Annotated in this window: 26 protein-coding genes; 10 read left to right on the top strand and 16 right to left on the bottom strand. The window is 70.8% G+C overall.

What is annotated here, in order from left to right:
- Window positions 1–181 precede the first annotated feature (181 nt).
- Window positions 182–1,615, bottom strand: a complete 1,434-nt coding sequence (locus AC1MBW_RS06730; protein ID WP_480025914.1) for an SNIPE associated domain-containing protein — start codon at window positions 1,613–1,615, stop codon at window positions 182–184.
- The gene (locus AC1MBW_RS06725; RefSeq protein ID WP_480025913.1) at window positions 1,612–2,712 is read right to left on the bottom strand and encodes a hypothetical protein; all 1,101 of its coding nucleotides are present in this window, start codon (window positions 2,710–2,712) and stop codon (window positions 1,612–1,614) included. Before AC1MBW_RS06725 ends, AC1MBW_RS06730 begins: the two co-directional genes overlap by 4 nt.
- A 559-nt stretch (window positions 2,713–3,271) precedes the next feature.
- Between AC1MBW_RS06725 and AC1MBW_RS06720 the strand changes: the two genes are divergently transcribed.
- Together AC1MBW_RS06720 and AC1MBW_RS06715 are read left to right on the top strand one after the other, a co-directional pair.
- Window positions 3,272–4,432, top strand: a complete 1,161-nt coding sequence (locus AC1MBW_RS06720) for a hypothetical protein (RefSeq protein ID WP_480025912.1) — start codon at window positions 3,272–3,274, stop codon at window positions 4,430–4,432.
- A gap of 163 nt (window positions 4,433–4,595) precedes the next feature.
- Window positions 4,596–5,651 carry a zinc-dependent alcohol dehydrogenase gene (locus tag AC1MBW_RS06715; protein WP_480025911.1) on the top strand — a complete coding sequence of 352 codons (1,056 nt, stop codon included), beginning with the start codon at window positions 4,596–4,598 and terminating at the stop codon, window positions 5,649–5,651.
- Between the two features lie 62 nt (window positions 5,652–5,713).
- On the opposite strand, the gene AC1MBW_RS06710 is transcribed toward AC1MBW_RS06715, so the two are convergent.
- The 5 genes from AC1MBW_RS06710 to AC1MBW_RS06690 all read right to left on the bottom strand — a co-directional run bounded on the left by AC1MBW_RS06710 (window position 5,714) and on the right by AC1MBW_RS06690 (window position 8,282).
- A complete protein-coding gene (locus AC1MBW_RS06710; protein WP_480025910.1) occupies window positions 5,714–6,145 on the bottom strand; it encodes a hypothetical protein in 432 nt (143 codons plus the stop codon).
- A gap of 96 nt (window positions 6,146–6,241) precedes the next feature.
- Window positions 6,242–6,553 carry a Dabb family protein gene (locus tag AC1MBW_RS06705; RefSeq protein ID WP_480025909.1) on the bottom strand — a complete coding sequence of 104 codons (312 nt, stop codon included), beginning with the start codon at window positions 6,551–6,553 and terminating at the stop codon, window positions 6,242–6,244.
- Between the two features lie 97 nt (window positions 6,554–6,650).
- Complete coding sequence (locus AC1MBW_RS06700) at window positions 6,651–6,863, bottom strand: hypothetical protein (protein ID WP_054145755.1); 213 nt, start codon at window positions 6,861–6,863, stop codon at window positions 6,651–6,653.
- A gap of 124 nt (window positions 6,864–6,987) precedes the next feature.
- Window positions 6,988–7,266, bottom strand: coding sequence for an aquaporin (locus AC1MBW_RS06695; RefSeq protein WP_480026084.1), 279 nt, complete (start codon window positions 7,264–7,266; stop codon window positions 6,988–6,990).
- A gap of 179 nt (window positions 7,267–7,445) precedes the next feature.
- The gene (locus AC1MBW_RS06690; RefSeq protein ID WP_480025908.1) at window positions 7,446–8,282 is read right to left on the bottom strand and encodes a helix-turn-helix transcriptional regulator; all 837 of its coding nucleotides are present in this window, start codon (window positions 8,280–8,282) and stop codon (window positions 7,446–7,448) included.
- A gap of 177 nt (window positions 8,283–8,459) precedes the next feature.
- Between AC1MBW_RS06690 and AC1MBW_RS06685 the strand changes: the two genes are divergently transcribed.
- Complete coding sequence (locus AC1MBW_RS06685) at window positions 8,460–9,401, top strand: SDR family oxidoreductase (protein ID WP_480025907.1); 942 nt, start codon at window positions 8,460–8,462, stop codon at window positions 9,399–9,401.
- Window positions 9,402–9,521: 120 nt separating this feature from the next.
- On the opposite strand, the gene AC1MBW_RS06680 is transcribed toward AC1MBW_RS06685, so the two are convergent.
- Window positions 9,522–10,157, bottom strand: a complete 636-nt coding sequence (locus AC1MBW_RS06680; protein ID WP_480025906.1) for a hypothetical protein — start codon at window positions 10,155–10,157, stop codon at window positions 9,522–9,524.
- Between the two features lie 124 nt (window positions 10,158–10,281).
- Between AC1MBW_RS06680 and AC1MBW_RS06675 the strand changes: the two genes are divergently transcribed.
- Window positions 10,282–11,727 carry a sugar porter family MFS transporter gene (locus tag AC1MBW_RS06675; RefSeq protein ID WP_480025905.1) on the top strand — a complete coding sequence of 482 codons (1,446 nt, stop codon included), beginning with the start codon at window positions 10,282–10,284 and terminating at the stop codon, window positions 11,725–11,727.
- A gap of 51 nt (window positions 11,728–11,778) precedes the next feature.
- Here AC1MBW_RS06675 and AC1MBW_RS06670 read toward each other — a convergent pair whose 3' ends face one another.
- From AC1MBW_RS06670 to AC1MBW_RS06660, 3 genes are all read right to left on the bottom strand, one after another.
- Window positions 11,779–12,264 carry a tetratricopeptide repeat protein gene (locus AC1MBW_RS06670; protein ID WP_480025904.1) on the bottom strand — a complete coding sequence of 162 codons (486 nt, stop codon included), beginning with the start codon at window positions 12,262–12,264 and terminating at the stop codon, window positions 11,779–11,781.
- Between the two features lie 149 nt (window positions 12,265–12,413).
- Complete coding sequence (locus tag AC1MBW_RS06665) at window positions 12,414–13,406, bottom strand: AraC family transcriptional regulator (protein WP_480025903.1); 993 nt, start codon at window positions 13,404–13,406, stop codon at window positions 12,414–12,416.
- A gap of 243 nt (window positions 13,407–13,649) precedes the next feature.
- Window positions 13,650–14,585, bottom strand: a complete 936-nt coding sequence (locus AC1MBW_RS06660; RefSeq protein WP_480025902.1) for an NmrA family NAD(P)-binding protein — start codon at window positions 14,583–14,585, stop codon at window positions 13,650–13,652.
- Between the two features lie 423 nt (window positions 14,586–15,008).
- Here AC1MBW_RS06660 and AC1MBW_RS06655 point away from each other — a divergent pair, with 423 nt between their 5' ends.
- Window positions 15,009–15,389 (top strand): hypothetical protein, encoded by a 381-nt coding sequence (locus tag AC1MBW_RS06655; RefSeq protein ID WP_054145244.1) that lies wholly within the window; start codon window positions 15,009–15,011, stop codon window positions 15,387–15,389.
- 135 nt (window positions 15,390–15,524) lie between these two features.
- On the opposite strand, the gene AC1MBW_RS06650 is transcribed toward AC1MBW_RS06655, so the two are convergent.
- Together AC1MBW_RS06650 and AC1MBW_RS06645 are read right to left on the bottom strand one after the other, a co-directional pair.
- Window positions 15,525–16,208 carry a DUF6199 family natural product biosynthesis protein gene (locus tag AC1MBW_RS06650; RefSeq protein WP_480025901.1) on the bottom strand — a complete coding sequence of 228 codons (684 nt, stop codon included), beginning with the start codon at window positions 16,206–16,208 and terminating at the stop codon, window positions 15,525–15,527.
- A 250-nt stretch (window positions 16,209–16,458) separates the two neighbouring features.
- Entirely contained in the window at window positions 16,459–17,763 is a 1,305-nt protein-coding gene (locus AC1MBW_RS06645; protein WP_480025900.1) for a PP2C family protein-serine/threonine phosphatase, read from the bottom strand.
- 213 nt (window positions 17,764–17,976) lie between these two features.
- Here AC1MBW_RS06645 and AC1MBW_RS06640 point away from each other — a divergent pair, with 213 nt between their 5' ends.
- On the top strand, window positions 17,977–18,606 hold the full coding sequence (locus tag AC1MBW_RS06640; protein ID WP_480025899.1) for a bifunctional 4-hydroxy-2-oxoglutarate aldolase/2-dehydro-3-deoxy-phosphogluconate aldolase: 630 nt from the start codon (window positions 17,977–17,979) through the stop codon (window positions 18,604–18,606).
- Entirely contained in the window at window positions 18,603–19,634 is a 1,032-nt protein-coding gene (locus tag AC1MBW_RS06635; RefSeq protein WP_480025898.1) for a sugar kinase, read from the top strand. Before AC1MBW_RS06640 ends, AC1MBW_RS06635 begins: the two co-directional genes overlap by 4 nt.
- A gap of 72 nt (window positions 19,635–19,706) precedes the next feature.
- Here AC1MBW_RS06635 and AC1MBW_RS06630 read toward each other — a convergent pair whose 3' ends face one another.
- The 3 genes from AC1MBW_RS06630 to AC1MBW_RS06620 form a co-directional block, all read right to left on the bottom strand.
- Entirely contained in the window at window positions 19,707–20,807 is a 1,101-nt protein-coding gene (locus tag AC1MBW_RS06630) for a nuclease-related domain-containing protein (protein ID WP_480025897.1), read from the bottom strand.
- A gap of 65 nt (window positions 20,808–20,872) precedes the next feature.
- Window positions 20,873–22,072 carry a chromate efflux transporter gene (gene chrA, locus AC1MBW_RS06625; protein WP_480026083.1) on the bottom strand — a complete coding sequence of 400 codons (1,200 nt, stop codon included), beginning with the start codon at window positions 22,070–22,072 and terminating at the stop codon, window positions 20,873–20,875.
- Between the two features lie 191 nt (window positions 22,073–22,263).
- Window positions 22,264–22,959, bottom strand: coding sequence for a GNAT family N-acetyltransferase (locus AC1MBW_RS06620; protein ID WP_480025896.1), 696 nt, complete (start codon window positions 22,957–22,959; stop codon window positions 22,264–22,266).
- A 71-nt stretch (window positions 22,960–23,030) separates the two neighbouring features.
- Here AC1MBW_RS06620 and AC1MBW_RS06615 point away from each other — a divergent pair, with 71 nt between their 5' ends.
- Genes AC1MBW_RS06615 through AC1MBW_RS06605 form a run of 3 tightly spaced genes read left to right on the top strand, consistent with a single transcriptional unit; the run spans window position 23,031 to window position 26,946 of the window.
- Complete coding sequence (locus AC1MBW_RS06615) at window positions 23,031–24,365, top strand: amidohydrolase (protein WP_480025895.1); 1,335 nt, start codon at window positions 23,031–23,033, stop codon at window positions 24,363–24,365.
- 35 nt (window positions 24,366–24,400) lie between these two features.
- Window positions 24,401–26,245, top strand: a complete 1,845-nt coding sequence (locus AC1MBW_RS06610) for an alpha/beta hydrolase (protein WP_480025894.1) — start codon at window positions 24,401–24,403, stop codon at window positions 26,243–26,245.
- Between the two features lie 11 nt (window positions 26,246–26,256).
- Window positions 26,257–26,946 carry a hypothetical protein gene (locus tag AC1MBW_RS06605; RefSeq protein WP_480025893.1) on the top strand — a complete coding sequence of 230 codons (690 nt, stop codon included), beginning with the start codon at window positions 26,257–26,259 and terminating at the stop codon, window positions 26,944–26,946.
- Window positions 26,947–26,975: the final 29 nt, after the last annotated feature.

Genomic DNA, 26,975 nt, shown 5'->3' with positions numbered 1-26,975 from the left:
TGGCCCTTGCAATTCCAGCCTCATGCCGATCTCTGCCGGTCGTTACATTGTGTGCATAATCAGCATTTAGCACATAGCAAGCAGCGATCAATACCAACACCCGGACGGGATTTGCGTTGCCATTCACGTAGTTGTGAATCATCTCTGTCTGCCATTTTCATGCCCAGCGGCTTGAGTGGATTCAGCGGCGGTTGGATCGACTTGCTGGCGGCCAGCTATCTACGGATTGGAAAAATTCTGTTGCATCTGCCGTCTCCCTAAACTCGAGGAGGTTGCCGACCTTGCTGGCGAGGACGTCTCGTACCTCGGCCGGCGTTGCAAAGAAGAACTCCTTGCGGCTGTTGGCCTGGTTAAGGGCCCGCGTCGCGAAGTGTCGGTGGAGTTCCGTCTCGAGTGTGACGGCGTCCTCGGAGAAGTAGATTGTGTGGATGTCGAAGCGGAAGGGGACCGAGGCTCCGCCGAGCTCGTGCACTCGGTCGGCGGGTTCGAGGCGGCGCGTGAGACCGATCTTGACGACACCTTCGCCGAAGGCTCCTCGGTTCGAGATGACGTAGACGTAGCCGGCGCGGATGTTCGCCGCTCGGTAGTCGTTGTCGACGATGGCCTGGTCGATGGCAGCAAGTCGTAGCTCGAGGTCGGCATCTGACGAGCCACTGGCTTGCAGCTGGCCGATCGTCTGCATCAGCAGGGTGCGTTCCTTGTCGAGCTGGGCGCGCTGCTCTTTCAGTTCTCTCTCGACCCGCGCCTCCTCACGAAGGCGTGCCCGCTCTTCGCGCTGCTCCTCTTTCTCTTCCTGCTTCTTCATCAGCCAATCGGCCGTCAGCTCGATCTCCTCGATCCTCAGGCCGTGGTAGGCGTCGCTGATGTGCATCGCCATCATGCTGCCGAGCTTGGCGATCGCTGCTCGCGATGCCTCGAGCCGCTTCTTGGCGGTGTGCACGTTGCCCAACTTGAGGGTGCGGATGCTGTTCTCCGCCTCGGCGTTGTACGCACGCAACATGAGCTTGGCGAGGTCGTCGCTCATCTTGCGACCCTTGGCGAGAGAGTTGTCGAAGGTGAAGAGGTTCGACTTCTCGATGGCATGCCCGTCGCGGACGAGGCTTGCCGACCTTGCTTCGACGTCCTTCAATCTCGGCAGGTAGGCCGTCGCATCCTCAAGGGGGTGGTGGTACCTGTAGATGCCGACTTCCTGCAGCACCTGCTCGTCGTCGAGCTCAACAGTGACTGAAGTGACGGACTTTGCTGCGGCTTGTTCGGCCACTCGCAGGTCGGCGGTCTGCCTGCTTTCGGCCAGTTGCCGAGCCAGCTCAGCCTTTTCCGCGAGCAACGTCGCGACGAGGTCCGATGGGGCTGAGTCACTTGGGGCAGGCGGGTCGTTGTGTGTCTCGGGTTCACTCAGCCGTTCAGGCGCGAGACTCTCGAAGATCGGGCTGGTCGCGACCGGGGCCACACCGACGGGTTCTGACGCTGGTGTCACCTCGTCGAGCCAGAGTTGCCAGCCGTCGGGGACCGGAGGCCAGTCAACAGGAGGCACCCATCCGGCGGGGGGCTTCCAGCCCGACGGTACGGGCGGCCAGCCCGGGGGAGGGTTGAACTGACGCTCGTCGCCGCTCACGACCGACGCACGCCCGCCGTGTCGATGGCGATGAGCGCCGACGGGTTCTTCGCCACAGCGGCACCGAGGTGCTGCAAGGTGGCGAGAGGGACGACGCCGCTGAGGTCGATCTCCATGAACGTGTCACGAGGTGCAGCGACAGCGACCAGAGGGATAAATTTCTGGCGCCCGGTGGCCGGGTCGTTCGCCTCAGGACCGATCTGAGCGGAGATGGCCTTGATCAGCCCCCTCCGGTCCGCCTCGAAGATCTCGTGAAGGGATCGGAGGGCCACTTGGTGCAACGCACTCGCGTAACGCTCGTTGGCGGCCGTCTTGGAGAGCTGGGTCTCGACGACCTCATCACTGGCCTTGACGTAGCGGAATCCCTTGATGGTCCTCAGGGCGTCCGGGGCGGGCACGGTCACACGCAGCGTCAACTCGGCGGTCGCGGGATCGAACTCGGCCTCGTGCTCGACGGGGAAGGCATCCGGGTAGAGCGAGTTCGCCAGCACGATGCCGACGTACTCCTGCACTGCGTCGACTGCACCGTAGCCGAGGCCGGCGATCAGGGTGTCGATCGAAGAGTTCTGCTCGGCAACCTCGGCCTCTCGGACCGCGCAGGCCGCGTCGTAGCGTTCCCGCTCCGCCGCCAGGAGCTTGATGCGTCCCTCTTCGAGGGTGGCGTGTTCCTGAGCCTGTTGAGCGTCCTGGGTGGGAATCCAGTCGCGGTAAGCGGCCCACTGACCCCAGGCCTGTTCGTACTCCGCCCGAGCCCGCTGCTGCGCCTCCTCGAACTTCTTCTTCTTGCCGAAGAGGCCTGTGGGTGCCGGCGGTTCGATGAACACCGGGGCCTCGGGGACCGGGGTCGGGAGCGGCGCCGGGCGAGGGGTCTCGAGGTCCCAGCGAGGGAAGGGCGGGTGCACCGCTCGAACCTTGAGGCCCTCCAGGTCGACGTAGTCGTCCAGGTCGAGGGTCAGGGCGAGCAATCCGTCGATCTCGCCGTACTCGAGGGCCAAGTCCTCGTTGAGTTCGTCGACCTCGGCCTGCCGCATCTCGACGTACGCGGCTTTCGCCTCGCGCTCGTACCGCTTACGTTCGGCCTCGTCGGCACGGGCCATTGCGGCGTTCGCCCGCTCTTGCTGAGCCCGCGCACGCACTGCTTGCGCGCGAGCCTGCGTCTGTGCTCGAGCGGCCGCGTTGGCTCGGGCCTGCGCCAAACGCTGTTGGTGCTGCACTTCTGCCAGGAATCCGCGTCGGCTCGCCATGTTCTTTCCCCATCGCTAATTGAACGAATCTCACTGTACTAAACGTGATTCGTTTTCGAGTGTGAGCTGATCGTGAAGGAGGCCGAGGCTGAGGTGCAATCTAGGGCTTAGTCTCCCTACTTCGGGGTCTTGATCCGACGGGTCGGTACTGCTTCCATAAGGAGCCTCTACGGCGGTACGAGAGCCTTTTGCTACGGTCGGCGCTGTGTGCCGGTGAAAAGCACTGGAAAACCTCATAGCCGTAAAGAAAATCCAAGTTGGGGACGCGGCAGGAGCCGCATATCGGGGGACTAAATTGTCATCGTCATTGCCTGGGAAATCATCTGCGAGTACCACCGTCGGTCTCACAAAGGTTGCTCTCCGACTCCTTCATCTAGGCGACGTTGCCGATGCTGTAGGTGACTTGACAGGCTTGGGGCGGGCCAACATCGAGTCGTTTGTACGCTCGTCTGAAAAGGACCTCTTGAATCGACCTTCAGCCGAGTTCGAGACCGTCGCCACGGCGGATCGCGAATGGGTTGAAGATTTAATCAGACGCGCGTACATCGCATTGGTAAACAATCCCAACCACGCGGTGATGGGTGAGAGTCTCGTTGGTCCAGAGGCTGTCGTGCATCTGGCTCACGAAGCGATGTCGGCAGATGACCGACGCGAAATCGAGAAGGCCTCCGAGGATGTCCGGGCTTACCTACGCGCGGTGTCTGAATCGATCGCCTACCTTATATGCGGCTGGTACGTGACGAATGTGGAGGCAAATCGCGCGGCGATGTCCAAGGCGACTGGCGAGACCCTGAAGATTGTTCGAACCTTTCCCCATCAAGTGGAAGATCTCAAAACACATCTTGACTCCACCTTCGCGCCGGTTCTAGAACGGCTTGAGCGGGCGATGTCAGAAGCACGACCCTCGATAGAAATTGAGCAGGAGCAGGAGCAGGAGCCGGAGCAAGAGCGTCTTATCTTCGAAGTCGACTTCAATTTTGTTCCCCTCGCAGAGGACCCAGTAATCACAGAGCTCGTAAGCACTGCGGTCGTAGCAAGTCTAAATAACCAGCCTGTAAAAATTGAGGTCCTACTGCCCTCCCTCGACGAAGATGTGAAGCAGTTCGGCGATGCAGTCCTCGAGGCTCAAATAAAGCGCGGGCGGACGGATTCCGCCCTTCGACTGCAGCTTGTTCTCGAAGCGTTCTTTTCTCGCCAGGTCGAAACCGCATGGGCTGACTACTTTGATGGAGTGCCCGACCGCGTCAAGGTTGTTCGCGCGATCTTTGCGGGGCAGAAGCCGGTTGGCGCGAAGCTGGATGTCTGGCGAACGACGCCCCCTCTCGCCTCGGCACCTATCTGGCTGACGCCGGAGGAGATTCAGGCGACTCTCCAGAGCACGGGACTTGGACACTGGGATTACCTACGGGGTGGTGCCGGATGGCGTGCAGCTGATGAGCTCCCGCGATCGATCATCGTCGATAAAGTCTTCGCCAGTATTCTCGCGGAGCTTGTCCGTCGTGACGTCACGACTGAGGAACATTGGGGGCCGGAAGTACTCGCGCTGCCGCTCTGGCACATTGGCCAGGGGTAGGCCTCATCGCGATCGCTTTCGCGTCTTCCGGCGCAATTCGATGACCCCTACCAAACAAGTCCATTAATGCTGAGCAGCCCCACGACCTGAGGTTGTGGGGCTGCTTCTGAGGCGGCTCCGGCAGACTGAGCAACACCTGTCGCCCACGTCTAGCTTGGTGGGCATGACCGATCTGCCTGCCCGCACCCGTTTCGCCACCGTCGACGCCGAGCGCTCGGTCGCCTTCGCCGAGGTCGACCTCAAGGCTCCGGGGGAGCAGCAGGTCGTGGTGCGCATCCGCTACACGGGGGTGTGCGCGACGGACACGCACGGGTGGGCGTCCGGTGGGCTCATCCCCGCCGCGGTGTTCGGCCACGAGTGGACCGGCACCGTCGTCGCCGCCGGCAGCCGGGTCACGACCGTCGCCGTCGGGGACCGCGTCGTCGCCAGCGTCGGCCCGCCCTGCGGCACGTGCGCGATGTGCCGCGCCGGACACCCCGACCACTGCGACACCGCCTTCGCCGAGGCCAACGGCGTCTCGCCCGACGCCCCCACCCACGGAGCCTTCGCCCAGCACGTCACCGTCCACGAACGCCGCGTCCAGCGCGCCCTCGACGGCCTCACCGACGAACAGCTCGGCCTCGTCGAACCCACCGCCGTCACCTTCCACGCCGTCCGCCGGGCCGGCCAGCGCCTCGGCTCGGTCGTCGTGGTCCAGGGCGCCGGCCCCATCGGCCTGCTCACCGCCCAGCACGCCCACCACGCCGGTGCCGGAGCCGTCGTCATCGTCGAACCGATGGAGGCGCGGCGCGAGACCGCCCGCCGCCTCGGCTTCACCGACGTCCACGCTCCCGGCGAGGGTTTCACGGCTCGCGTGCTCGAACTGACCGACGGGCTCGGGGCGGACGTCCTCTACGAGTGCACCGGCGCCTCCTCGCTATTCCAGTCGAGCGCCGAGCTGGTCCGCCGCGGCGGCACGCTCGCTCTGCTCGGCTACCCGATGACCACCTCGGAGGTGTCGTACGGCGACTGGCAGAGCCGCGAGCTGACGGTCATCGGCAGCCTGGCCTACACGCACTCCGACTTCGTCGGTGCGATGCGTGCGCTCGCCGACGGCTCGGTCGAGGCGGGGCCGCTGATCACGGGGACGGTCGGGCTGGACGAGCTGCCCGGGTTGCTCGTGGAGCTGGACAGCGGGAAGACCGAGCACGCGAAGGTTCTGGTCGCGCCGAACGGGTGAGCGGTGGCGGCTGAAGCGTCAAACCGATCGTGTCTCGAGGAGCCGACCCGCACCTCCTCGGATCACTGCTGGTCGGGCACGCAGGCGTAGTCGTCGCCGAAGGCCTCGGTGACGCGACGGATGGCCTCGGGGGTGCCCCACTGCTCGATGTGTTCGCAGGCGTGGTCGGCCCGGGAGGCGTACATGCCGAAGGCGCCGACGTCGACGTAGCCGTAGTCGTAGCGTTCCGAGGGGCGTCCGCCGGCGCCGGGCTCGTCGGGCAGGTCGATGACGAAGCCGTCGGGGAAGCGCAGCTCGACCCCGTGTGGTGCACAGGTCGGGAGGGTCTCCGTCGTGAGGTCGGCCACGATCACCGGGTCGTAGGTGGTGCAGTACGGGAGGCGCGCGTCGGAGCCGGACAGCACGAGCGGCACGTCCGGATCGGCCCGCACCGCGAGCACCAGCAGCACCGACACGACGAGCAGCGCGGTGACGATGCCGGCCAGGACCTTCATGAGGTGACCGTACCGCCGAGCCGGTGGCCGCGATCGCGGGGGAGGGAGGAACCACAGGAGGCGCTGGTCACCTGCCCCGCGCCTCCTGCGCTTGCGCTACGCCTGGACGTCGAAGACGACGACGCGGGCGGACGCGTCACCGAGGTAGCTTGCGACCGGCTGGTGCGAGGGGTGGGGCAGGTAGCCGTCCCGCGCCGCGGGGTCGCGGAAGCGCACCACGAGCATCCAGTCGAAGCCGGCCTCGAGCTGCTCGGGGCTGACGCTGCCGCCACTCGACACCGACAGGACTCCGTCGATGCCGGTCAGGTGCTCGGTCGACAGCCGCGTCGCCTGCTCGGCCACGTCGGCCGGGGCTCCCTCGGCCCACTCGACCAACACCACGTGCACGATCTCGTTCGTGTCCGCCATCCGCGCATCCCCTCGTCTGCGACGCCACCGGACGCGGCACGCCACGCGATCCTCACATGCACGATCGTCGCCCGCCCGGGACGAGACCGCAGGGACGTCAGGAGGTGAGGTCGACGTCCTGGAGGGACTCACGCCGGAGGGCGCGTCGGCGGCGGTACAGCAAGAAGTCGAGGAACAGCAATGCTGCCCCGACCGCCGCCAGGACGGTCCCCATCGTTTCACCGCGGACGGCGATGACGACACCGCATCCCAGGATCACCACGTGGATGATCGCCTGAACCGACGGGTCCTGAATCCAGCGCATCACCATGCCCGGAGCCTACGGCCCGTAGACGGCACCGTCCGGCCCGAGGTGCGACCGCGGGGAGCAGGGGACCGCAGGAGGCGCGGGTCACGCGACCCGCGCCTCCTGCGGTCCTTGCCGCTCGGGCCGGTCAGGCGCGGCGACGCAGGACGCGGTGGGCGAGGCCCGCGAGGGCGGCGCCGACCAAGGGCGCCACGAAGAAGACCCAGACCTGCGCCAGCGCGTCGGGTCCGCCGTACAGGGCCGCCGCCAGCGAGCGGGCGGGGTTCACCGACGTGTTGCTCACCGGGATGCTGATCAGGTGGATCAGCGCCAGGGTCAGGCCGATCGCCAAGGGTGCCAGGGCCTTGTACTCATTTTTGGCGGTTACCGAGAGGATCACGCCGACGAACACGGCCGTCAGCACGATCTCGGTGACGAGGACGGCTCCGAGGCCGAAGCCGCCGGGTGACGACGCCCCGAAGCCGTTCGACGCGAAGCCCGAGTCACGGGCCGCGGCGAAGTACCCGGCGGGGCCGTCGGACCTGGTGGGCCTGGTTGCACCCGTCTTAGATGGTCTGGCCGCCGGGCCAGGTGCTGACCGAGGCGTCAGCCCAGGGGCTGTGAGCCGATGACCGAGAGCAGCTGCAGCTTCTCGTGGCTCTCGGTCCCCGGCGCCGCCGTGTAGACGAGCAGGTAGTGCGACTGCTCGGGGTCGACCAGCGTCTGGCAGGTCAGGTGCAGGTCTCCGAGCTCGGGGTGCACGAAGTGCTTCGACGCCCTCGGACGCAACCCGATCTCGTGGTGGTCCCAGACGGCACGGAACTCGTCACTGACCTCGAGCAACTCGTCGACGATGCGCCTCGCCCGCGACCCCGGACCTCGACGCGTCGCGACGTCCCGCAGCCCGGAGACCCAGAGGCGCGACAGGAAGTCGTGGTCCTCGTCCGCGTAGAGACGGCGACTGCCGGCGTCCGTGAACCACCGGTAGCCGATGCTGCGCTCGAGACCCGTCAGACCGGCCGTGTCACCGGTCAACGCCACCCCCAGGGGCGTCTGCCGCAGTGTCTCGCCGAGCTCGCTCGTGACCTCGGCCGGGGTGTCCCCGAGCCGGTCCAGGATGCGAAGCAGACCAGGGCTGATGTGGTCACCCGACGGTGGACCGACCGGCGGCTGGTGCCCGGCGAGGCGGAAGAGGTGGTCGCGCTCGCCGAGGGCGAGATGCAGACCCTGTGCGATCGAGGCGATCATCTGCTCGGACGGCTGCGGGCCCGTGCCCCTCTCGAGCCTGGCGTAGTAGTCGGGCGACATGTGGCTGAGCGCCGCGACCTCTTCACGGCGCAGTCCGCTGGTCCGACGCCGTCGACCCCGGGGCAGCCCGACGTCCTCGGGCTGCAGCGCACCACGTCGACGCAGCAGGAAGGCACCCAACGCGTCTCTGTCCATGCGTCAGTTCTAGCGCCTCCTCGGCTCGATCCGGAGACCGCAGCCAGGACTCGACGAGTCCTGGTTGTCACGTCGCGATTCCCTCAGAGTCGTCTGCACCACCACCATCTGCGACCGGCCGACCGACCGCGCCGCCACCGGACGCACGACCACCCGCCCCAGGACCAGGAGCCCAGCATGCCTCGCAGACCCGTCTCTCTCACCCTTCCCGACCTGACCGGGAGGCGCGCCGTCGTCACCGGCGGCAGTGACGGCATCGGCCTGCGCATCGCGGCACGGCTGGCGGCCGCCGGCGCCGACGTCGTGCTCCCGGTGCGCAACGCCGTCAAGGGGGACGCCGCCGTCGCCACGATCCGGCGTGAGACGCCGGCCGCCCGGGTGTCGACGCGACACCTCGACCTCTCGTCGCTGGCCTCGGTCGCCGACCTCGCCGACGAGCTGCTCACCGACGGCCGGCCGATCCACCACCTCGTCGCCAACGCGGGGATCATGACGCCGCCCGAACGGCAGACCACGGACGACGGGTTCGAGTCGCAACTGGGCACGAACCACCTCGGGCACTTCGCGCTCGTCTCACGGCTGCTTCCGTTGTTGCGAGCCGGCCACGCCCGCGTGACCTCGCAGATCAGCGTCGCCGCCGACTCGAACGCCGTCAACTGGGACGACCCGAACTGGGAGCAGAGCTACGACGGCATGCGCGCCTACAGCCAGTCGAAGATCGCCCAGGGCCTCTTCGGCCTCGAGCTCGACCGGCGCAGTCGCGCCCTCGGGTGGGGCATCACCAGCAACCTCTCCCACCCGGGGGTCGCCCCGACCGCCCTGCTCGCCGCACGCCCCGAACTGGGCCGGACCGGCGACACGGTCAGCGTCCGGGTGATCCGCGTGCTGTCGGCCCTCGGCATCACCGGCACCCCGGATTCGGCGGCCCTGCCCGCCCTGTACGCCGCCGTCTCGCCCGACTCCGAGCCGGGCGGGTTCTACGGGCCCTCGGGGCCCGGACACCTCGGTGGGGGCCCGGGTCCCCAGAGGTTGTACCGCAACCTCACCGACGCGGACGCGGCTCACCGCAGCTGGCAGCTCTCCGAACGGCTCACCGGGGTCACGTTCGCGACGTCCTGATCGCGCGCCGCGTCCGCGGTCGGCGTGGGGCGCCGTGTGCGAGGCGGGGGCCGACGAGGGTCGCAGCGGCGATCACCACGAAACCGGTGACCAGCACGACCAGCAGGTCGGCCATCTCCATCAGTCGTCGACCAGGATGCGGAGGGCCTCGACGAGCGCTCGGTTGCCCGCGCGGAGGGCGGCGACCTCGGCCTCGAGGGCGGTGAGGCGGCTGTCGGCGGGTGCGGGTGCGGGTGTGGGAGCGGATGCGGACTCGGGGTCCGGAGTGGGTGCGGGTGCGGGCTCGGGCTGCGGCTCGGGTTCGCTCTCGGGTGTCGGCTCGGGCTCGGGGGCAGGATCGGACACCGCCCAGGGGTCCTGCTCGGGCTCGGGCTGCGGTTCGGGCGCGGCCTCGGTCTGCGGCACGCCCTCGGCCTGCGGCACGGAGTCCGCGTCGGGCTCGGGTCCGCTCTCGGGCTCCGGAGGTGCGGCGGACTGCGGTGCCTCGATCGCCTCGTCGTCCGCGGGGGACTCGACCCGCGCCTCCTTGGTGGTCTTGACGACCTGCGAGAACTTGGGCCGGGGCTTCCGCTTCGGCTTCGCGGACTCGGGCGACGCCTCGTCGACCCAGTCGCTGAGGGTCTGTCGCGGGACGTTGAACTCTTCCGCGACGACGGTGAGGACGTTGCGGTCGGTGGGGTTAGTCATCCGCCGCTGCAACACGCGGGCCGTCGCGGCCTCTCGCGTCTCGTCGTCGTACCACTCGTCGAAAGGCATGCTCCGATTCTAGGGAGCGCGAACCGCAGGAGGCGCGGGTCACCTGACGCGCGCCTCCCCGGAACCGACGGCGTCGCGGTCCTCCGGGACAGGGCAAGCTGGGGCCACAACCGACGGAGGAATCGTGGTCACCAACGCAACGGGCGCGTCGCCCCGGGCTGCCCTGCCCGCCCTGGTCTCGGGGCCGCACACCAGACGACTGGGCGTCGTCGCCGTCATCGCGACCTTCGGCGGGCTGCTCTTCGGCTACGACACCGGCGTCGTCAACGGCGCGCTCGACTCGATGGAGACGAGCCTGGGCCTCACCCCGACGACCGAGGGCGTCATGGTCTCGGCGATCCTCGTCGGCGCGGCTTTCGGGGCGTTCTTCACCGGACGGGTCTCGGACGCGTTCGGACGCAAGCCGACCATCAGGTTCCTGGCGGTCGTCTTCTTCCTCGCCGCGCTCGCGTGCGTCCTCGCCCCCTCGTGGGAGTTCCTCACCGGGGCGCGCTTCGTCCTCGGCCTCGCCGTCGGCGGTGCTTCGGTCACGGTTCCCGTCTACCTCGCCGAGCTGGCCCCCACCGAGCAGCGCGGCGGGCTCGTCAGCCGCAACGAGCTGATGATCGTGTCCGGGCAGCTGGCCGCCTTCACCATCAACGCGGTCATCGGCAGCGTCTGGGGCGAGCACGGGGACGTGTGGCGCTACATGCTGGCCGTCGCCGCGCTGCCGGCGATCGCCCTGTTCGTCGGCATGTTCCGCGTGCCCGAGAGCCCCCGCTGGCTGATCGCCCAGGGGCGGGACGACGACGCGCTCGCCGTGCTGAAGCAGATCCGGTCGGACGACCGGGCCGAGGCCGAGATCGCCGAGGTGCGCGAGCTGGCCCACGAAGCCGAGGTGGCCAAGAGCGCCCGCCTGCGTGACCTCGTCGCCGAGCCCTGGCTGCGCAAGCTGCTGCTGATCGGCCTCGGTCTCGCCGTCGCCCAGCAGTTCACCGGCATCAACTCGATCATGTACTACGGCACCCAGGTGCTGCAGCAGTCCGGCTTCTCGCAGAGCGGTGCGCTGATCGCCAACGTCGGAGCCGGCGTCATCGCCGTCGTCGCCATGCTCGTGGCCCTGCGCGTCGTCAACCGGATCGGCCGTCGCACCCTGCTGATGGCCGGATTCGCCGGCGTCGCGGTCTTCCACCTGCTGATCGGGCTCGCGTCGACGTTCATCCCCGAGGGCATGGGGCGGGCCGTCGTCGTGCTGATCTTCGTGATCGGGTTCGTGGGCACCATGCAGGGCACCATCGGCCCGCTGGTCTGGCTGATGCTCAGCGAGATCTTCCCGCTCAAGCTGCGCGGCGTCGGCATGGGGCTGACGGTGTTCGTCCTCTGGATGACCAACTTCGCGGTCAGCCTGCTCTTCCCGATCGTCGTCGCCGGCATCGGCATCTCGACGACGTTCTTCATCTTCGCGGCGCTCAACGTCGGGTCGTTCGTCTTCGCGGCGACCCGGGTGCCCGAGACGAACGGCCGCTCGCTCGAGCAGCTCGAAGAGGACTTCAGCACCGGGTCGGTGCCCGTCGGAGGTCACGCGCGGTAGTGCGGGTGGCGGCTGCGGCCGGGTCTGCGCGTCGCACGGGCAGCGGCCGGCTCAGCGCTCGGTGAGCGCGGCCGCGTAGGCCCGGACCGAGCGGTGGTACCGGGGCAGGTTCGGCTCGACGGCCTCGATCGCGACCCGGAGGGCCTCGTCGGGACGGCCCGCGCTGTGCAGGGCGAGCGCGAGGAAGACCTTCGGTGCGGCTCCCGTGGCGGGGTGCTCGGGGGCGGCGCGCAGCATGGCGACAGCCTCGTCGACGCGGCCGAGGTTGCGCAGGGTCGAGGCGTGCTGCACGACCATCTGCGCGGCACGGGTCGGATCGACGGCATCGAGGCCGGCCTCGGTCGCCGCCGCGTAGTGCACGTGGGCCTCGGCCTCACGGCCCCCGGAGTCGTGCGCACCGCCCAGCTCGAACTCGCCCAGCGCGGGGTGAGGGGCCTCGGCGGCCAGCGCCGTCATGCGCTCGATGCGCTGCTCGTCGTCGACGGTCTCGTCGGCCCAGAGGGCGGCGACTCGGTCTTCCCAGGCCTCGGTGCTCATGCGGCCACGGTAGCGCGCTCCTCGACCGAGGCGACCCGCGCCTCCTGAGGTCTGGTCCGGTCCGCGCGCGTCAGGCCCGAGGGGTGCGGGCGGCGGAGCGTGCCCGCCGCACGGCCGCCGCCCCGTGGCCCCTGATTCTCGGCCACGGCTCAACGGCCGGACGAGGCGCGCAGCGTGTCGGAGGGGCGCTCGCCGAACCGGTCGGCGTAGGCCGCGGCGAAGCGGCCGTGGTGCGTGAACCCCCAGCGCGCCGAGACGTCGGTGACGCTCGACCGCCCGGGTCCCGCGGCGACCAGGTCGTCGCGCACCCGCTCCAGACGCAGCCGTCGCAGGTAGGCCGTCGGTGTCGTGTCGAGGGTGCGACGGAAGCCCTCTTGCAGGCTGCGGACGCTCGTGGCGGTCGCCACCGCCAGGTCGGCCACGCTCCAGTCGTGGGCCGGATCGGCGCGCAGCAGCTCGATCGCGCGGAAGACCGCCCGACCGCCCGACTGCGGCACGGGAGCGTGCAGCGCCTCGGAGTGGTTGTGGCCCTGGGAGAAGAGCAGGGCGTGGACGAGCGCCCGCTCGAGGGCGCGGACGGCGAGGGGGTGCTGCAGGACACCGTCGGTCCGTCGGGAGGCCTCGTCGACGACCCGGACGGCCTGCAGGACGACCTGCCCACCCGCCGTCAGGTCGAGCGCCGGGTCGAATTCGAGCGGGGCGACGGAGGTCGACTCGAGCAGGTCCTCGAGTTCGCGCTGCAGCTCGGCTCGGGGGATCATCAGCGCGATCTGCGCGAAGCCGTCGCCGCAGTCGAGGTCGACAGGTCGGCCTGGCATGAAGACGCCGCCCGACCGCTGCGTCGCGTCGACTCGTCGCCCGCCGGCCGCGCACAGGGCAGCTCGACCCGCCGTCGGGATGTCGACGTGGTAGTTGTCGGGCTCTGACGTCCGGATGCGGACGGCCCGGTCGAACCTCATGAAGCCCATGGTCAGCCGTCCCGTTCTCACGGCGTTGAGCTGCAGGCCGAGGGGGGCGGATGCGCTCGCCTCCGGGAACTCGACGGGCAGGAAGGCCTCGCCGAGCACACGACGGGCGTCGTCGGCGCCGTGGCACGTCGCGACACGATGGGCCGCGAAGACCTCAGGACCAGCCGCATGCATGCGCCGACCCTACAGACCCGGACGGGTGTCGCGAGGACATCGTCGCGTGAATCGGCCGGGACCCCGCGTCCATCGGATGGTGGGCCGGGGGAGGAGCTGCCTACCGTGGTAGTCCGCCGTCGCTCACCCCGACCGGCGATGAACGGTGGCCCTACCCGTCGGGGGGAGGGGCCACCGTTTTCTCGGGGCCACGGCAGGCGCGGGTGCCGTCCCTGGTGGGCGACCCGTGCCTCCTCGTCCCCGTCAGGCGGACGTCGACGCCGGGGACCCCGACGTGGCGCCGGTCCGCGTCGCGAGGACGTCGCGCACGGTCGTCCAGCGCGCGGGGCCGTAGCGGTCGTTGTCGACGTGGCGCAGCTGCGCGTCGCCGCTGAACATGTTGACGAAGTACTGCATGCCCTGCCAGGCGGGGAAGGTGTCGTCGCCCTTCGACGTGCGACGCATGACGGCCGCCATCGCCGAGAGGGTGCCGGTCGTGCCGGCCCACTGCGGCTTGAACGGCGTGCCGGTGAGCTCGCTCATCGTGCGGGCGACCTGGCGCGCGGTGACCCGGTCCCCGGCGACCTCGACGACTCGGGGAGCCTCGGGGTCGAGCGCGACGCGGGCGACGACGTGGGCGACGTCGTCCTTCGTCGTGAAGTCGAGCACCTGGTCGGCCGACGACCAGAACAGCACCCGCTTCCGGTCGAACAGGACCATCGGCGCGTCCCCGGTCAGCAGGTCGGTGAACATGCCGTTCAGCACGGATGTCGCCCGGATCGGAGCCGCGTCGACGTCGGCCGCGAACTCACGCCGCAGCTCGAAGTTGCGGTTGCTGCCCGGCGGGATGGCGCGGTAGTCGGCCGAGTAGTCCGACGGCACGAACCGCGGCACCCCCGCCGCGACGGCTGCCGTCAGCAGTGCACGCTGCGCGTCGACGATCACCGGGCGGACGCCGCTCACGGCCGACACGACGACGTCGGCGCCACGGGCGGCCTCGGTCAGGGCGGGCACGTCCGTGTAGGAGGCGCTGGTCACCTCGACCCGGTCGTCGTCACCGAACAGGGTGGTCGCGCCGGTGCTGCCGGGGCGGGTCAGGACGCGCAGGTGCACGTCGGCCGTGGTGTCGTGGAGCAGCTCGCGGGAGATGCGCCGGCCGAGGTCGCCGGTCGCGCCGGCGAGGAGGACGGTGGTGGTCATGGGGGAGTGGCTCGTTCCGTCGGGGGTCAGAGGCCAGTCTGCGCGCTCGACGGCGGCGGGGTGCGGCGGGGTGCGCATCGGGTGCGGCGCGGTGCGGCGATTGCGCGGGTGCCGGGGCGCATGACGCCAGGATGTGGACACAGCGCCAGGACGAGGGCTGGCGCTGTGCCCACTTCCTGGCGCGGTGCGCTGGGGGCGGGGCGTCCGCGGGGACGCGACCCGCGCCTCCTCGGGGCCTGCCGCGTCGCTGCTGGGCGCCAGAAAATGGCATGACGCCAGGTTGTGGGCACGGCGCCAGGACAAGGGCTGGCGTCGTGACCACCTCCTGGCGCGGTGGCGTCGGGCGCACCCTCATCATCCGGAGGGGAGCACGATGGCGGGGACCCGTCGCACCCGTGCGCGGGCGAACGGAGAGAGCCGACCATGAGCACCACCGACCCCGACGACTTCGTCACCCGCGCCGCACGACGGGCCCGTGAACTCATCGACACCTCCGACGTCGTGCCGCCCGTCGCCCGGGGTGCGCTGCACGACCTCGCGGGCCGGGCCGAGACCGTGGTGCGCGACGTCACCGACCGGGCCGGGTCGTCGGCCCACGACCTGGTCGACCGCGCCGAGGTGATCGCCGACCGGGCCGAGAAGACCGTGCGCGACGTCGCCGAGACCGTCACGATCGCCGCGATGGAGGCCACGGACCAGGCCCACCAGCGCTACCGCCGCCGGGCGCGCGTCACGAACGCCGTCGGCGCCACCGTCATCACGGGGCTGGTCGTCGCGCTCGTCGCGAGCAGGCGTCGGCAGTAGCGCTGCCGACCTGCTGACGCGCCGACCTGCCACCCCGCCACGAAGTACACATCCCGCCACGGGAAAAGGTGGCGGGATGTGTACTTCGTGGCGGCGTGGAGGCGGTCCGAGGGTGAGGAGGCGCGGCGCGGCCGGTCAGTCGCGCGCCGGCGGGTCGGGCAGCACGAGCTCGCGGTCGCCGAGTGGCGCCGACAGGGGCACGTGCACGATGCGGAGTTCGTCCGCGTCGGGCTTCGTCAGCGGGTTCGACGTACCGCAGCGCAACGGCGCACCCTGGAAGCGGATGGTCGAGACGCCCGTCACCGCCACCGAGACCTCGTCGGCACCCTCTTCGACGAAGACCGTCCCGGGCTGACAGCTGCCCTGCCGCACGGCGACGACGATGTCACCGTCGGCCAGGTCTCCGCCCAGTTCACCGAGGTCGTCACGCCCGACGACCTTCGCCTGCCACACCGGCAGCCCCTGCTGCTCACCTGTGGATCGCGACATCACGCCGGCCACGCTCGTGGTCTGCTCGACATCGGGGTCGAGGTCGATCTGCAGGTCGCTGTAGGACGAGAAGACGCCGATGTCCCAGGCGTCCTGCAACGACTCGCGCGCCTCCGCTTGTCGCTGCGCGGTGAAGCCCCAGAACCCTAAGCCGATCGAGAGCATGATCAGGATCACGCCCGAGACCCGCGTGTACCTGACCAGGAGGTCGCTCGGCTCGGCCCGGTCGCCGTCACGCACCTGCCAGCGCGAGCCGAACAACATGGCCCGGGGCGGCGCGACCAGGCACCAGACTCCGGCCGACACCCCGACGACGGATATCCATAACATGACCGAACCCTATCCAGTCGGTTCGGACGCTGCGCCAGCCAGCCAGCCAGCCAGCCTGCCCGCCCGCCGGCCAGCCCGCCGACCAACCCGCCACGAAGTAAACATGCCGCCACGGGAAAAGGTGGCGGGATGTTCACTTCGTGGCGGCGTGGCGGCGTGGCGGCGTGGCGGCGTGGCGGTGTGGCGGTGTGGCGGTGTGGCGGTGTGCGGTGTGACGGAAGGGCGAGGTGCCGGGCGGGGCGGCCCGGCGTCAGGGGCGCGCCGGCACCGACGTCGGCACGAGCGTCGTGGCGACGACCGTCACGTCGTCGCTGCGCTCGCGCTCGCGGGCCAACCCCTCGACGACCTCGACGATGCGGGCCGGCTCGGGCGTCGCGGCGAGCAGCTGCTCGAGGTCGTGCAGCGCCTCGAGCTCGACCGGGAACAGGTCGAGCACGCCGTCGCTGACGCAGACGAACACGTCGCCCTCGTCGAGCTGCGAGCGGTGCCGATGCCAGGCGGTGCCCACGCCGATCGGCAGGTCGGCCGAGTTGAGACGGTCGACGCCGCCCGCCGCGCGTCGGATGAACGCCAGCCCGTGCCCCGCGTCGGCCCAGAGCACGCCGCCGTCGGCGTCGATGCGGGCGTGGAACGAGGTCGTGAACTGCGTCTCGGTGTCGTACGCGCTCGTCGTCAACCCCACGGAGGCGCGGTGGAAGGCCTCGGCCGGGTCGCCGTCGTCGACGCTGCTGCGGATCACCGAGCGCACCGCGGCCGCGATCATGCCCGCGCCGACGCCCTTGCCCATCACGTCGCCGACGGTCACGGCGATGCCGGACGAGGTCGGGTACCAGTCGAAGAAGTCGCCGCCGACCTCGCGGGCCGGCACGCAGGCCCCGAACACCGCGAAGGCGTCGGGCAGGGTCGAGGCGTCCGGGGGAAGCAGCGACTGCTGTACCACGGCCGCCCGGTTCAGTTCGCGCTCGACGGCGTGCTGCTGGGCCCGCGCCCGCTCGAGGCGCGCCTTCGCCTGCCGGGCCAGCTCGTTGACCGCCGCGGCGACCGTCGCGTAGACGATGAGGGCGAACGCCAGGCGGATCAGTTCGCTGGGGCCACGACCCTCGGACGTGAACAGGTACGGCAGCAGCAAGGTGACACTCGTGCCGACCAGGGGCAGCACGACGTTGCGCCGGCCGGGCCAGGACGCGACCCAGATGACCGCCAGCAGCACGATCGGCAGGAAGACCGATCGCTGGTCGCCCGTGCCGTAGCGCAACAGGCCCACGGCCACGAAGTCGGCGGCGGGGACGAGCATCTCCCACCGGCGCAGCTCGGCGTGCCGGGCCATCAGGGCGGCGAAGGCCAGCGCGGCGACGGCCACCGCGACGCCGAGCCACATCGTGACGGCGTCGGTGACGATCAGCCAGGGCAGGGTCGCACTGAGCGCCGCGGCCAGCACGATGAGCAGGGCGATGAACGACTGCCGGAACAGCGGCACCTTCTCGAGGGGGACGCGCCGCAGGGCCGTGTTGAGTGCTCGCCCGACCGCCTCGGCACCCTCCGTCACGCGTCCCATGCCGATCCCCTCGCCCCTGGATCGTCCGTCGACCACAGGTGTCGTCTTGCCTCGTCGTCCCCCCGACGCTACAGGGTGCGGCCGACGGAACCGAGGACCCGAGGAGGCGCGGTGTGGGCACGACGCGCACCGCGCCTCCTGGGGGCGAGGCGTCGTCCCCAGGCGACGCCCGGGTCGTTGTGTGGTGGGGGCGGGCGATGGTTGGGTGGTGGCATGAGCGCCGTCGACGTCCTCAGCCGCCTCTCCGAGATCCATGTGCTGCCCGTGGTCGTGATCGACGACCCGGGGCAGGCCGTCCCGCTCGCCCGCGCCCTCGTCGCGGGTGGCGTGCCGTGCGCCGAGGTGACCCTCCGCACCCCGGGCGCGATCGAGGCGCTCCGGGCCATGGCGGGGGTGCCCGACTTCGTCGTCGGGTGCGGCACGGCACTGTCGGCCGAGCAGGTCGACGCGTCCGTCGAGGCCGGGGCGACGTTCGTCGTCAGCCCCGGGCTCGACGAGTCGGTCGCCGACCGGTGCCGCGCGCTCGGGGTGCCGCACGTCCCGGGCGTGGCCACGGCCACCGAGGTGATGCGGGCACGCGCGGCGGGGTTCACGGTGCAGAAGTTCTTTCCCGCGGCCCAGCTCGGTGGCGCTGCGGCGATCTCGGCGCTCGCCGGACCGTTCCCCGACCTCCGGTTCGTGCCGAGCGGAGGGGTGGGCCTCGCCGAGGCCGCGTCCTATCGCGGGGACGCCGTGCACTCGATCAGCACGAGCTGGATCACCCCGCGCGACGCCGTCGCCGCCGGCCGCTTCGACCTGGTCACCGACCGTGCCCGGGCGTTCCGCGACGAGGTGACGGCGTGAGCGGGTTCCAGGGCCAGGGCCAGGGCCGCGCCCGGGGCTCGTTCGAGCGCGTCGTCACCGTGGGCGAAGGCCTCGCCGTCTTCCGGTCGGGACCCGACGAGCAGCTCTGGCGGGCCGAGCAGGTGGCCGTCGGCACGGGCGGCGCCGAGGCCAACGTCGCCATGACCCTCGCCCACCTGGGTGTCCCGGTCGTCTGGGCCGGCCGGGTGGCCGCCGACTCGCTCGCCCGCCGCATCGTCCGCGAGCTGCGGGCCGAGGGCGTGACCGTCCGCACGGTCGTCGACCCCGACCGCCCCACCGGCCTGCTCGTCAAGGACGTCCGCACCGACGGCCGCACCGCCGTCTCGTACCACCGCGCCGGCAGCGCGGGTAGCGCCCTCACCGCCGCGGACGTCGACGCGCTCGACCTCGACCTCGCCCCCGGCACCCTCGTGCACGTCACCGGCATCACCGGCTGCCTCTCGGACTCGGCCGCCGAGGCCGTCCGGCATCTCGTCACCCGGGCCCGCGCGGCCGGCGCCCTCGTCGCGTTCGACGTCAACCACCGGCCCCGACTGTGGGGCGACCGGCCCGCCGCCGAGGCACACCGCGAGCTCGCTGAGGCGGCCGACCTCGTCGTCGCGAGCGTCGACGAGGTGCCGTTCCTCGTCGGGTCCTCGTTCGAGTTCGACACCCGGGCGTCAGGCCTCGAGCAGGCCGAGCTCGCCGCCGACGCGTTGGTCGGGGCGGGCCACCAGCACGTCGTGGTCACGGCGGGAGCGGCCGGCGCGTTCGCGGTCGACGGTGGCGACCGGGCCTCGGTCGTCGCGCACGAGATCGACGTGGTCGACACCGTCGGCGCCGGGGACGCGTTCGTCGGGGGCTACCTCGCGGGGTGGGCCCGCGGCGAGGTGCTGACCGGGCGCCTGCGGCTCGCGAGTCTGTCGGGGGCCGCGGCCTGTCGGCACGCGGGCGACTGGGAGGGCGCCGTCGACCTTGACGGGCTCGGCGAGGGCCCGGGGTCGGGCGGCGACCCCGTCATCCGGTGACGGAGCGTCGAGATGTCACGAGTGGCCGCTCACCTCCCGAGATGAGCGGCACGTCGTGACGTCTCGCCGAACTCACTCGGTCGGGTCGGGCAGCTGCACGTCCGGGGCCTTCGGCGCCGACGCGACCCGCGCCTCCTGGGCGTCCGCGGCCTCCGGCGCTGACGCGACCCGCGCCTCCTGCGCTTCCGCGGCCTCCGGAGCCGACGCACCCCGCGCCTCCTGGGCGTACGCGCCGAAGCGCAGCACGTCGGCGCCGTACGATGCGAACAGCCGGGCCAGGTCGTCGACCCGGGCACGGGACAGCTTCTTCGTCGGACGCGAGGTCAGTTCGCGGACGACGCCCGCGAGCTGGGACCGGTGCGACACGATCGCCGTGGCCGCGCCTCCGTCGGTGGCGTCGCGCTCGGTCGCGAAGACCGTCGCGTCGCGGTGCGAGTAGAACACGCAGGTGTCGAACCAGAGCCGGACGCCGGTCTCGCCCTGCACCCGGTCGGACAACCGCTGCGCCTGCCGCCGCACCTGCGAGGCAGGGGCCTCCCGCCCGAGGTGGGTCCGCACGGTGAGCACGGTCGGGGAGTCCTTCACGACCTGCAGCGCGAACGGCGGCGTCATCGTGCTCTCGTCGAACAGGCCCGCGAACGCCGGGAACACGCTGCTCGGGGTCAGGCCGTCGAAGACGATGCCGTTCCAGCCCTTGTTCTCGATCACCATCACGCCGGTCTCGCCGAGCAGGACGTGGTCGACCTGCGCGACGAACCGCGAGGAGGCGCTGGTCGCCACGGGCACGAAGACCACGTTGGTCAGCAGCACGGCGTCCACGCCCAGCTGACGGCAGGCGTCGGCGATGTCGTCGCGCGAGGTGGCCTCCCACTTGAGGCCGGCGGCGACGAGGTCGCGGGCCTGCTTCGCCTCGGTGAGGGCGGCCTGGCGCTCGGCACCCAGGGTGTCGCGCTCGCGGGCGTGGTCGGCGGCGGCCTGGGCGAGGGCGGCGTCGTGGGCCGCGGCGAGGGCCTCGTGCTGCTCGCGGGCGGCACGGGCCTGCTCGGCGGCGGCGGCCGTCGCGGCGGCCAGGGCACGCTTGGCCCGGGCGCGCAGCACGACGGCGACGACGATCAGGGCGACGAGCAGGACGGCGGCGATGATCCACGGGACGAGGCTCTGGTCGAACGGCATGCCCCCAAGCAGAACACGGGGTTCCGGTGGGGCGCGGGTGCCTCGCCGGGCGAGGCCGGGCCGGGTCAGCCGGGCAGCACTGCGAGCAGGAGGCCTCCGGCCGCCGCCACCGCGACGACGGCCCACGGCGGAGTCCGCCACGCGACCAGCAGCACGAAGCAGACGAGGGCGAGGCAGAACGGCCCCGCACCGGTGATCGCCGTCGTGACGACCGGGTCGTAGAGCGCGGCGGCGAGCAGGCCGACGACCGCGGCGTTCGCTCCGCGCATCAGCGCTCGGACCGACGCGCGGTCGCCGAGGGCGTTCCAGAACGGCAGCACCCCGACCAGCAGCAGGAGCCCCGGCGCGAAGATCGCGACGGTCGCGAGCGCAGCCCCGAGCGCGCCTCCTGGTCCGATGTCGGCCACGGCGCCGAGGTAGGTCGCGAAGGTGAAGAGCGGGCCCGGGACGGCCTGGGCGGCGGCATAACCGGTCAAGAAGGTGTCGTCATCGACCAGGCCCGGCTCGACCAGGGCGGCGTGCAACAGGGGCAGGACGACGTGGCCACCGCCGAAGACTAGTGCTCCGGCGCGGTAGAAGACGTCGACGAGCGCGACCGTGCCGGAACCGGTCGCGGCAGCCAGGACGGGGAGGCCGACCAGCAGGGTGGCGAACACCGCGAGGCAGGTGACGCCGGCGGACCGCGTCACGGGGAACCGGAGGGGCTCGGCGTGGTCGGGCGGGGAGGCCGACGCCGTTCCGACCGTCGGCCCGGCCGTCCGACAGAAGACGAACCCGGCCAGCACCCCCAGCGCGATCGCCGACAGCTGTCCGGCCGGTCCGGTCAGAGTCAGCGCGAGGACGGCGGCGGCGACCGCGATGCTCGCGCGCGCCCGATCCGGGGCGAGGGTCCGGCACATGCCCATGACGGCATGTGCCACGATCGCGACCGCGCCGATCTTCAGCCCCGCGACGATCGCCGATCCGACGACGCCGTCGAGCAGGCCGACACCGGTCGCCACGGCGAACATGATCAGCGCAGACGGCAGTGTGAACGTGACGAAGGCGACGAGCGCCCCGACCGGGCCCGCCCGCAGCAGGCCGAGCCCGAACCCGACCTGGCTCGACGCCGGACCCGGCAGGAACTGTGCGAGTGCGACCAGGTCGCCGTACGCTCCGTCGCCCAACCAGCGCCGACGCGTCACGACCTCGGCCCGGAAGTACCCGAGGTGTGCGATCGGACCTCCGAAAGACGTCACCCCGAGCACCGAGAACGCGGACAGCACCTCGCGGACGCGGCTCGGACTGCGGGCCGGGCCACGGGCAGGTCGGCCGCCGGGGTCGGGTGCGCGCTCGGTCACGAGGTCATCGTGGCAGGTGACCGCCCGCGCCGCCGCGAGATGTCACGACGTGCCGCTCGACGACGGAGGTGAGCGGCGGGTCGTGTCACCTCGGTGCCACCAGGAGGCGCGGGTCGTCACCACGGGAGGCCGCGGCCCCGCCACGTACCCAGCTCGGCGACCTCGCGCCAGCCGAGGCTCTGGTAGAGGCGGCGACCGGCGACGCTCGCGAAGAGCAGACCCGTCGTCGCTCCTCGGGCGGCGGCCCCGTGCTCGAGACCGGCCATGACCCGGCGACCCAGCCCGCGCCTCCGGAAGTCGGGTTCGGTCGAGATGCGGTCGAAGACGACGTGCTCGCCGACCACCGCCGCCTGACCACGGGCGGCGACGACGCCGTCGACCTCGACCCGCATGTGCACGACCTGGTCGTCGTCGTCGACGATCACCTCCAGGGGCAGCGGCGTCGCCGACACGGGGGCCGTCATCATGCGCTCGGCGTGCGTCACGGCGTCGAGCCGGGCCAGGGTCTGGCGGGCGACGTCGTCGAGGGGGCCGACCACCGAGAGCCAGACGTCGGTCGTGGTCGTCTCGTCGACGAGGCGGGTGAGTTCGGCCGGCGTCGGCTGCGCCACGATGCGTTCGAGCGACCGGGTCGCGGCCGCCACCTCGACCCGCCAGGCGTCTCCGTCGCGGCGACGCGCGGCACCGCGCGAGAGCGCCCAGCCCTCGACCCACCGGTCGACGAGCGGGATGAGGTCGTCGGGCGTCTCGATCACCCCTCGAGCGTAGGCCGGGTCGGCCGTCACCATGGGCAGCGAGAGGGCGGCGGCCACGTGGCGAGTGACGGGGGTGGTGGGTAGCGTCGTGACGACGAACCACCCACGCACCACCAGAGGAGCACCTCATGACCTCGACCGGCACCGACCAGCCGCGCCCCCTCCCCGACGACGCCTGGCCGCCCGCCGTGGGCGCACCGCTCGGCGAGTTGTACCGGCACCTGCACCGACACCCCGAGTTGTCGTTCCACGAGGACGCGACGGCCGCCATCGTCGCGGCCGAGCTCACCGCCCTCGGCTTCGAGGTGCACACCGGCGTCGGGGGCACGGGTGTGGTCGGCGTCCTGCGCCGCGGGGACGGCCCGACCGTGCTGCTGCGGGCCGACATGGACGGACTGCCCGTCGCCGAGGCCACCGGCCTGGACTACGCCAGCACGGCCCGAGGCACCGACCCCGACGGGCGCGACGTGCCGGTGATGCACGCCTGCGGTCACGACGTGCACGTGACCTGCCTCGTCGGTGCCGCCCGCCGACTGGCGACCGGCGACACCTGGTCGGGCACCCTCGAGGTGCTCTTCCAGCCCGCCGAAGAGCTCGGTGCCGGCGCCCGCGCGCTCGTGGCCGACGGGCTGTTCGACCGCATCCCCACTCCCGACGTCGTCCTCGGCCAGCACGTCGCGCCGTTCCCGGCCGGTTTCGTCGCCCTGCAGTCCGGCCCCGCCTTCGCCGCGCAGGACGGCATCCGCATCACCTTCCACGGTCGCGGTGGGCACGGGTCGCGCCCCGACACGACGGTGGACCCGATCGTCATGGCCGCGGCCGCGGTGCTGAGAGTGCAGACGATCGTCTCGCGCGAGACCGCTGCCGCTGACCGGCTCGTCATCACGGTCGGCTCGATCCACGCGGGCACCAAGAACAACGTGATCCCCGACACCGCCGAGATCCTGATCAGCATGCGGTCGTTCGACGAGCACGTCCGTGAACGGGCGCTCGCCGCCGTCTCGCGCATAGCCGAGGGCGAGGCCGCGGCGGCCGGCGCACCGCAGCCGCCCACGGTCGAGCACTACGAGAGCTTCCCGGCCGTCGTGAACGATCCGTCCGCGGCGGACCGCACCCGCGCCTCCTTGGTGCGTCGTTTCGGCGAGCAGCAGGTCATCTCTCCCGGGCCGGTGACGGGCAGCGAGGACATCGGCATCCTCGCCACCGCGGCCGGTGCCCCGTGCAGCTTCTGGCTGCTCGGGGGTGCCGACCCCGCGTCGTTCGCCGAGGCCGCCTCGCCCGCGGATCTCGCCCGCATCGTCGGACGGCTGCCCTCGAACCACTCGCCGCTCTACGCGCCGGTCGTCGAGCCGACCCTGACGAACGGCATGGACGCACTCGTCGCGGCGGCCCACGAGTGGCTGCTCGACCCCGGGGCACCAGGGGCCAGGGTCCACGGACAGGAGGATGCTAGCTTCCTCTGAACAGACCAGTTGGTTCGCACGGGGGTGTGGTGGGCATGACGACGATCGAGTTCGACTACGGGGTGGCTGACGCGTTGATCGCTGCCGCGGATGGGGCGTCGAGCGGTCTCAGGACGCAGGCGATGGCGAACCGGGTGCAGGTCGAGTCGGCGGTGCTCGACTTCGCGGGTGCCTACGCGACCCTGTTCACCGAGGGCAGCACGGTGCGGTCGGAGGACATGCAGACGCTCGCGGGGGTGCTGTCGGACTTGAGCGGTGCGGTGGGGGAGGCCAAGAGCGATGCCGAGAAGGAGCGGCAACGCCTGCTCGACGTCGACAGCTGGACCGCCCGGGAGGCGGCGCGCGAGCAGCAGCGGGCCGCGGGAGGCTTCTGGGACGATTCGTCGGCGTTCGTCGCCGGGCTGACGGATCCCCGGCCGAGCGACGTCCCGGTGAAGCCGAAGCCCCTCTCGGCGTCGTTCACCGCACGGACGCGTACCCGCACCAGCCGCGGCGGATCGGGCGGCACGTCGTCGGCCGACCCGGACGCTCTGAGGACGTTCGTCGGTGCCAGCCGGGCGGCCGACCTCAGCACGGCCCAGCACGTCATCCAGGTGAAGAACGCCTGGGCGGGTTTCACGTCGTCGTGCTCGTGGGTGCCGATCGAGTCGTCGACGGCGATCACGGGCCTCGATGCGCTGATGACCGAGAACGCGGCCGATGCGACCTGGATCGAAGGCATCGCGGCGGCGTTCGAGACGGCGGGGAGCGGGACGCTCGCGGACGTCCGGCTCGACGGCGTGGCGGTCACCGCGGCGTCGCCGGAGTTGACCAAGCTGCTGCAGCCCGGCCTCACCCCAGCGGAGGTCGCAGAGGCCTACGCCGAACTGCCGCAATCGGACACCTACATCCTCGGCCTGCCGCTCGCGACGAAGTATCTCTTCGCGAACCTCGACGGCATCCCGGCGGCAAAACGCGACGTCGCGTCACGCGCTCTCCTCCACGCCGCGGTCTTGTACCCGGAGAAGGTGTATCAGCTGATGGGGTTGGGCGGCGATCGGAACCGGGGACTCGACGGATTCAAGGCGGATGTGGCCGCTCTGACGGAGGCGGTGGGCCAGGCGGAAGATCGCGCAAGATATCTGCCCGGTGGCGAAGGCAATCAGAAGGCTCAGCTCGTCGGCTTCGGCATGCACGATGGTGCTGTGGTCGCCGCCATCTCACTCGGGAACCTCGATACGGCCTCGAGCGTCACCGTCAACGTGCCGGGGATGAACTCGAACGTGGGCGAGATGAACACTGCCATCAAGTCGGCGGATGAGCTGGTACGAGCCGCAGCCGAAGAAGACGCCGACGGTTCTCATGCCGTGGTCTCGTGGATGGGCTACAACTCGCCGAACCCGGTCGAGGTGGTATCGCCCGCACGCGCGAACTCCGGGGCCGCCGAGCTCGCATCGTTCCTGGACGGTGTGCACGACGCTCGGGCCGACCACCCCGCAGACTCCGTCACCGTGATGGCGCACTCGTACGGTTCGACGACGTCGTCGGAGGCGCTGCTGCTGACCCAGCATCGCGTGGACTCGTTCATCTCGTACGGCTCCGTCGGGCTGACGAACGAGGCGACGGTCGACGACCTCCACGCCGACGAGGTCTACGCGACTCTCGCCGCCGGCGACGGCCTCGCGCCCCTCGGTCTGTTCCTCGGCTCGGATACCCGGACGAATCCCCTGGATGTCGACGGGGTGCACGTATTCTCGGCCGAGGACGGACAGGGCACCGAGGCCGTGACCATGCACGACATGTATGCAGATGCCGACCCTGACGACAAGGGCTACCTCTCGGCGGGCTCTACATCCCTCAAGACCATCTCGCAGATCGTGGCCAACGGAAGACCGGACTGATGAACGAAGTCATGAACCATCGCCTGCACCACGTCGCTGCTCTCGTGGCGACGATCCTGGTGCTCGTGACGACAGGGTGCGCGTCGAGCGCGGAGAACGGAGACGACGTGGCGGGGCAGGATGCACAGGACGTGGCGGGGATGACGCAGGCCCAGGTGGCCGAGTTGTCGTTGGAGGACGAGTTCGGTTCGGCGTCCGAGCGGTACGTGGAGATGCAGGGCGTGCTCGAGGAGGCGCAGCTGCAGATCTCGGACGGGCCGTGGATCTGGATCGGCGGGGACGTACTCCCCGTGCCGGGTGGGGCGAATGCGTTCGGCGAGGCGCCCGAGGGCGCCACCGAGGAGAACAGCTACTACTTCCGGGCCAGCCGCAACGTCGAGCTCGAGGGCGCGACGGGCGCTCGAGCCGATCTCGACCCGATGATCGAGTACTTCGACGAGAAGGGTTGGGAGTCGGTCAGCAGCGAGATCGGGCGGAACCACGAGGCGAGGGCCGACACCGGTGACGGCTGGTGGGTCACCTACACGGTGAGGCCCAACGGGCAGTACACGGTGAACGTGTACAGCGAGGTCTTCTGGACGAACGACTCGGGCGAGTTGGTCTCTGCGATCGCTGATCGTGACCCGGCGGACTTCCCTGAGGAGTCGGTGCCGGGCGAGTATGCGCCGTTCCCGTCGTGGAGCGACCCGGTTCAGCCGTAGGCGCCCTGCTGATCCATCGCCGACCGGAC

The sequence above is a fragment of the Frigoribacterium sp. AP1 genome (assembly GCF_056680555.1).
The sequence above is the reverse complement of the archived record's forward strand: the minus strand, read 5'-3'. Positions and strand labels throughout refer to the sequence as shown.